Source organism: uncultured Nostoc sp. (assembly GCF_964245575.1).
In the GTDB taxonomy this organism is placed as follows: domain Bacteria; phylum Cyanobacteriota; class Cyanobacteriia; order Cyanobacteriales; family Nostocaceae; genus Nostoc.
Genome location: NZ_CAXTNP010000046.1, coordinates 1 through 6,179 on the forward strand (window position 1 = coordinate 1; position 6,179 = coordinate 6,179).

General features: G+C 41.5%; 7 protein-coding genes. 6 read left to right on the forward strand and 1 reads right to left on the reverse strand.

All coding sequences use genetic code 11. The features are described 5' to 3' along the window. The coding region (locus tag ACFFAP_RS10100) for a YraN family protein (RefSeq protein WP_375511087.1) at positions 1–338 on the forward strand (338 nt) is incomplete at its 5' end. Between the two features lie 70 nt (positions 339–408). Here ACFFAP_RS10100 and ACFFAP_RS10105 read toward each other — a convergent pair. After that, positions 409–798, reverse strand: a complete 390-nt coding sequence (locus ACFFAP_RS10105) for a hypothetical protein (RefSeq protein ID WP_069068139.1) — start codon at positions 796–798, stop codon at positions 409–411. A 245-nt stretch (positions 799–1,043) separates the two neighbouring features. Here ACFFAP_RS10105 and queA point away from each other — a divergent pair, with 245 nt between their 5' ends. The 5 genes from queA (at position 1,044) to ACFFAP_RS10130 (ending at position 5,874) form a co-directional block, all read left to right on the forward strand. Further along, a complete protein-coding gene (gene queA, locus ACFFAP_RS10110) occupies positions 1,044–2,258 on the forward strand; it encodes a tRNA preQ1(34) S-adenosylmethionine ribosyltransferase-isomerase QueA (protein WP_375511107.1) in 1,215 nt (404 codons plus the stop codon). Between the two features lie 1,241 nt (positions 2,259–3,499). Continuing rightward, positions 3,500–3,685: a hypothetical protein gene (locus ACFFAP_RS10115; RefSeq protein ID WP_375511108.1), complete on the forward strand. Its 186-nt coding sequence runs from the start codon at positions 3,500–3,502 to the stop codon at positions 3,683–3,685. A 146-nt stretch (positions 3,686–3,831) separates the two neighbouring features. After that, positions 3,832–4,425, forward strand: a complete 594-nt coding sequence (locus ACFFAP_RS10120) for a tetratricopeptide repeat protein (protein ID WP_375511088.1) — start codon at positions 3,832–3,834, stop codon at positions 4,423–4,425. A gap of 75 nt (positions 4,426–4,500) precedes the next feature. Further along, positions 4,501–4,878: a hypothetical protein gene (locus ACFFAP_RS10125; protein ID WP_375511089.1), complete on the forward strand. Its 378-nt coding sequence runs from the start codon at positions 4,501–4,503 to the stop codon at positions 4,876–4,878. Between the two features lie 153 nt (positions 4,879–5,031). Then, positions 5,032–5,874, forward strand: coding sequence for a methyltransferase domain-containing protein (locus ACFFAP_RS10130; RefSeq protein ID WP_375511090.1), 843 nt, complete (start codon positions 5,032–5,034; stop codon positions 5,872–5,874). Positions 5,875–6,179: the final 305 nt, after the last annotated feature.

The following is a 6,179-nucleotide window of genomic DNA, read 5'->3' on the forward strand; positions in this document are numbered from 1 at the left end:
ACTCCCCACTCCCCACTCCCCACTCATTACTAGCATTTGTGGAAGTCAAAACCCGCAGTTCAGGTAGTTGGGATGCAGGGGGAAGAAGCGCAATCACCCCACAAAAGCAAGCAAAAATCTCGCGGACAGCTGGAATGTTTTTAGCTCAGTGCCATGAGAAGGCAGATTATTCTTGTCGATTTGATGTTGCTATTGTCTACTGTCAAAGGATATCAAAAAATCTGACTGCGGTTACAGCAAGCCAGGAAGCTCTAGCTACTTCATCAGCAGCCGGATACAAGTTTAAGCTGCAAGAATACATTCTGGCAGCTTTCGACTTTTCAATTGATAATGGTTAATCGGTAATCGATAAAATATCTTGATTACCAATGACCAATAATTTTGTCGTGGCGTTACAACCAAATAGGATCACGCCAAAGTTTCTGGACAGTAGCCTAAGCCCCGGACAAATTGTTGCCGAAACGCCTCGATTTCATCTCTCTCTGGGCTACCATGAGAGACGATCGCAACCTGATACCGACGCATCACGTCCACAGGGCACTGTCCCGCTTCCAAACTCCAAAGTGCCATCTGCACCCTCATTGGCGGCTCGTAGCTAATTCCTAATTCATTTAGAAAAGCGCGAAAGTCGCCATCTTCTTGGGGCGAGACTTGACCTCTGAGTTTGATCCTAACCACCCAGCCATCAATTTGATGAATTACGGTGACGAAAGAAACTGGTGTCTGGGGTCTAGCGTGCAGGTGTTGAACGACCCTCAGGGTTAGACTGGCATTTGCCAGATAGTACAAGTATTCCATGTTTGTTGGTGCTTGGGATCAAAGCCAATCCTACATATCTATATTCGTCAATCATTGCCTGTTCCCGGTAGGGTAAAAGCCCCCGTTTTTATATGGGGAGGTTTACCCAATTTTTATGTTAATTTTTCCGTGTTACTTAATAGTAACAATCTTATAGCCTAGCGAGAAAATTGAGCGAAGATGCCTTAAAGTTCCTTTAGAAGGGAAAGCTCAAAGCAGCTTTTTTGAGAGAGTATAAATACTAAATAAACCAAAAACTAGTACAAGTCAATTTGAAAGATACATCTAGCCCACAAGAAAAAAATTCTGAATTAGATTACTCAGTAGCTGGCTATGACTACGAACTAGCTCCAGAACTCATTGCCCAAAACCCAGCAGTTCCTAGAGATAGCTCGCGGTTACTGGTGGTTAATTCTCCGACTACAGGCACCGAAACAGCACCCTTGCACCACATTTTCCATGATTTGCCTACACTGCTGCGCCCTGGTGATTTGTTGGTTATGAACAATACAAGAGTTATTCCAGCGCGGCTTTATGGTCATAAATCCACTGGTGGTAAAATTCAGGTGTTGCTGTTGGAAGAACGGCAGTATAACTGTTGGTTAGCTTTAGTTAAGCCAGGAAAAAGCTTCAAACAGGGAGCGAAGATTATTTTTGAAGCAAGGCAAGCGGGGACTGGTGGTTGGGGATTAGGGATTGGGGATTGGGAAGAATCTTCTCTAGTCCCTAGTCCCCAGTCTCCAGTAAAGAGTTCCCAACTCACAGCTACGGTTCTAGAAACAGACGCAGCAACCGGGGGGCGTTTGTTGCAATTTGATGTGCCAGAGGGAAAATCTTTGGTGCAACTGTTAGAGGTATTTGGTGAAGTCCCGCTACCACCGTACATTACTACCTCATCAGCTGCTGATGATCAGTATCAGACAGTTTATGCCAAACAGCCAGGAGCGATCGCAGCTCCGACGGCAGGATTACACTTTACCCCAGAATTATTACAAAAGTTGCGCGATCGCAATATCAATCAAGCTTTTGTAACGCTACACGTAGGTGTAGGTACATTTCGCCCTGTGGAAGTGGAGGATGTAACTACCCACCAGATGCATGAAGAATGGATTGAAGTCCCCGCCGATACAGTAGAGCAAATCCGCGCCACTAAAGCAGCTGGCGGTCGAATTATTGCTGTGGGAACAACGGCAGTACGCGCCTTAGAAGGAGCGGCTCAATCTGGGAATTTACAACCATTTTGCCAGAAAACAGACCTGTTTATTTATCCCGGCTACCAATGGCGAGTGGTGGATGGTTTAATTACCAATTTTCACCTGCCGCGTTCCAGTTTGCTGATGTTGGTAAGTGCGCTAATTGGCAGACAAAGGTTATTGAATATATACAACCAAGCGATCGCTTTTGGATATCGCTTTTATTCATTCGGCGATGCAATGCTAATTTTGCCGTCAGCCATCTAGAACACCGATTCATTAATCTCCAAAACTAGGTTTCTGCTCTGCCGAAGACCAGAATTTCGTTCAACTATATCGAAGAAACTGGGCGTTTCGGGAGGGAGCATCCCACTTTTTATTTAGCAAGGAAATATTAATCCATTGAGATAGGCACAACGGTGAGCTAAGACTTGAGGGGAGCATCCCACTTTTTATTTAGCAAGGCACGAACCTGGAGTTTAGACTAAATTCTTTTTTTAAGGCTACAACCCTTGTGTGGTAAGCATTTTAGACTTCGGAATTCTATCAAGCCTATAAATTATCAAAGCCTGTCTGGATAAGGGTTTGGCGGTTTGATGGGTAAAATTAGTCTAAACTCCAGACGAACATGTTCGATTAAAAGTTGGTTTTCTTCTTCAGTCATGACAGCTCTCATTACAATGAGCGCTTGATTACTTCTTTACCTTCTCATGCTTTATTTACCTTTTTCAGAAGGATAAAAATGGGATGATCCCAGACTTGAATAACGTTATCAAGTTTCCATTGTGTGCCAGAAATTTTGGTTTGAAGGTCAGCCCCAACTATTGGAGATAAATTCGCGTTCGGGAAAGTCAAAAGTCATGCATTCAAAGGTCAATCTGTTTAACAGTATGTCTAACGACTTCCCCACTTCATATTTCTCTAACAATTCTTTGCTCTTACTTTATGTAGTTTTCATAAAATCATAAAAATAGTCTGCACCCGTTTCGGGATATTATGTTTAAAGTGGCTGTTGGTCAGCAACTTTTAATTTATTCAGAGAATTATAATATCCAGTGTGAGGTCAGGTAATGCGTGATTTCATAGTCAAGTTTGCCCAAATTATTGGACAGATACTAATTGCTCCTATGCTCATATTGTTTCTGTTTAGTAAAAATAAAGAAATTATTATCTTAGATGTAAATGAATGGATAAAGAGGCTTGATAATAAAAAAGAATCTAGTCCAGATTGGGTTAATTTGCTATATTTGCTTTCTCTATATGAATAATTTAGAAATCTTTACTATTGCAGAATTAAGCAAAATGACTCCATTGGCTTAGTTCTTATACAGGTTTTCAAAATTTTTTATAAACAATGTCCATCCCTTTTTATTTACTCTGATAATATTGGTTCGGGGCTATTTATTCAACATGGATTCAGTACGATAATTTTAGCAGAGAGGATTGGTGAAAATTGCTCGATTAGTCAACAGGTTACAATCGGCTATAACACTAAGGGTCGTCCCATAATTGGTAATAATGTAAGCATCGGTGCAGGAGCAAAAGTGATTGGTAAAGTAACTATAGATGATAATGTCAAAGTGGGGGCGAATGCAGTCGTAGTCAAAGATGTTCCCAAAAATTGCGTTGTTGTAGGTGTTCCAGCTTATATAGTCAAAAGAGATGGCGTAAAAGTAAAAGAGCAGTTGATTTGAATTTGTTTATTAATAAGAGTGTTTTTGATTGTATTGGGAGTATCGCAATACAATCAAAAATTAAGAATTTTTGATTTGTAATTTTTCATGCTGTGATGGGTATTCTGACTTATAAAGATCCAAGCATAAGTACAGGTATACCACTCATGTCTAAAAAATCTCAACCTAAACAGTGGTTACATTGGTTATTTCGGGTGACATTTCACCGAAGCCCTGTTCAGCAAGAACCCTTACTCAGACTTCTGTTTGCTTCGTCTGTGTTTTTAGTCTTAGCTGTACCGGCAATTACTAATTTTCCAGGAAGTAAGCTGCTAGCAGAAACCGCAGTTTCTCAGAATCTCGAAGCAGCGAGCTTTTTCCAGCAAGGAGTCACGCGCTATAATCGGCAAGACTTACAGGGTGCGGAATATGCCTTTCGCCAAGCGGTGCAGCAAGATCCTAACCTTGGCGCAGCATGGAATTTTCTGGGTAATATTTTTATGCAGCAAAATCGCCTGGATATAGCTTTACAAGAATATACAGAGGCGATTAAAGCTAATCCCAATTTTAGTGAAGCTTATTACAACTTAGGGTTAGTGTTGCACCGACAAGGAGATTTTGTCATGCGTAAGTTCATCTTCTCGGTAAGCGGCTCCTCTCGTTCTGACTTAATTGGCTTTAAATTTTCAGGAGTTCCTTTAGGATTAGGCATTATTGAGAGATATAAATATAATTTGAATCTTTTGGAAGCGAAACATTAGAGTGTTTATTCGATGGGTACAGAAGCCTGAGAAACTTGTTACCCACCGATACCACTTTTAAGCAATGGTTACTCTATGTTTACACGTTCGGAACTCGAAATAAAGACTATCAAAGAACTTCGTGACCTATGCTTACGCTACGGCATCAAACCAACTGGGAATAAAGGGTACAAGACTTCATGGATTACATCGTTGATGGTATTCCCTCGAATGGCGTTATCCCAGTTTGAAGTAGGGAAGGGATTAAAACCTCCTACCTTTGCTTTTATGCAAGCGCTAAGTAACGCTATAGATGAGATGAATGCACCTACTGATGAGCAAGCAGCGCTTATCAAAATCACGATGGAAGGGAGAATCATGAATTACCCGGATAGGTACACTCAAGAGAAGCTACTAGCCTTGCACAAGGCGAAAATGTATCTTGAGATGGCTATTGGGTTGCTGAGTCAATAAAATTCATTAATTTTTTCAGCTAACTCCCTTCATTCTAGAGGGGAGTTTTTTTACACTTCTATTTTGATACTTTAGAAAGAAAAATTAATATCAATCTCTAAATAGAGCGATATCTTTTAAACTTCTTCAAGTAAGACTTCAAGAACTTAGAACATGAGTGCAACACTTTACCAGCAAATTCAGCAGTTCTACGATGCTTCCTCCGGGCTGTGGGAACAGATTTGGGGCGAACACATGCACCACGGCTACTACGGCGCTGATGGTACCCAGAAAAAAGACCGTCGTCAGGCTCAAATTGATTTAATCGAAGAACTGCTAAATTGGGCAGGGGTACAAGCAGCAGACAATATCCTAGATGTGGGTTGTGGCATTGGCGGCAGTTCTTTATACCTTGCACAAAAGTTTAATGCTAAGGCTACAGGGATTACACTGAGTCCTGTGCAAGCTGCCAGAGCAACGGAACGCGCAATGGAAGCTAATTTGAGTCTGAGAACACAGTTCCAAGTCGCAAATGCTCAAGCAATGCCCTTTGCTGATGATTCTTTTGACTTGGTTTGGTCGCTAGAAAGCGGTGAACACATGCCAGATAAAACCAAGTTTCTCCAGGAATGCTACCGAGTATTGAAGCCTGGTGGCAAGTTAATTATGGTGACTTGGTGTCATCGGCCAACTGATCAGTCGCCACTAACGGCGGATGAGGAAAAGCATTTGCAGGATATTTATCGGGTGTATTGTTTGCCTTATGTGATTTCTTTGCCAGAGTACGAAGCGATCGCACATCAACTACCATTAGATAATATCCGCACCGCCGATTGGTCAACAGCTGTCGCCCCCTTTTGGAATGTGGTGATTGATTCGGCATTCACTCCCCAAGCGTTTTGGGGTTTACTAAATGCTGGTTGGACTACCATCCAAGGGGCATTATCACTGGGATTAATGCGTCGTGGTTATCAGCGTGGGTTAATTCGGTTTGGCTTATTGTGCGGCAATAAGTAGGTCGGCGTAAATAATTATTGTTGGTTTAATGCCAAAAAGATTATAGGACTTACGCACTGTACAAATGCATCGTGATGTGAATTAACGATGCTCCCGGAAGTTTTCAGGCTTTTCCTAATTATTCTGCGATCGTCAATAGACCATGCTGTAGGGGCACACCATTGCTGTGCCCTTACAAAAGATGTGGTTTTTAACCTTATCCATATTTGGCATTTATTGTCAATGCGTAAGTCCTAGCTTTTTGCTTTCTCATTGTGATATTTGAGCAAGTAAAAAGGCATATTGCTTTCTCTTTTCAGTATATT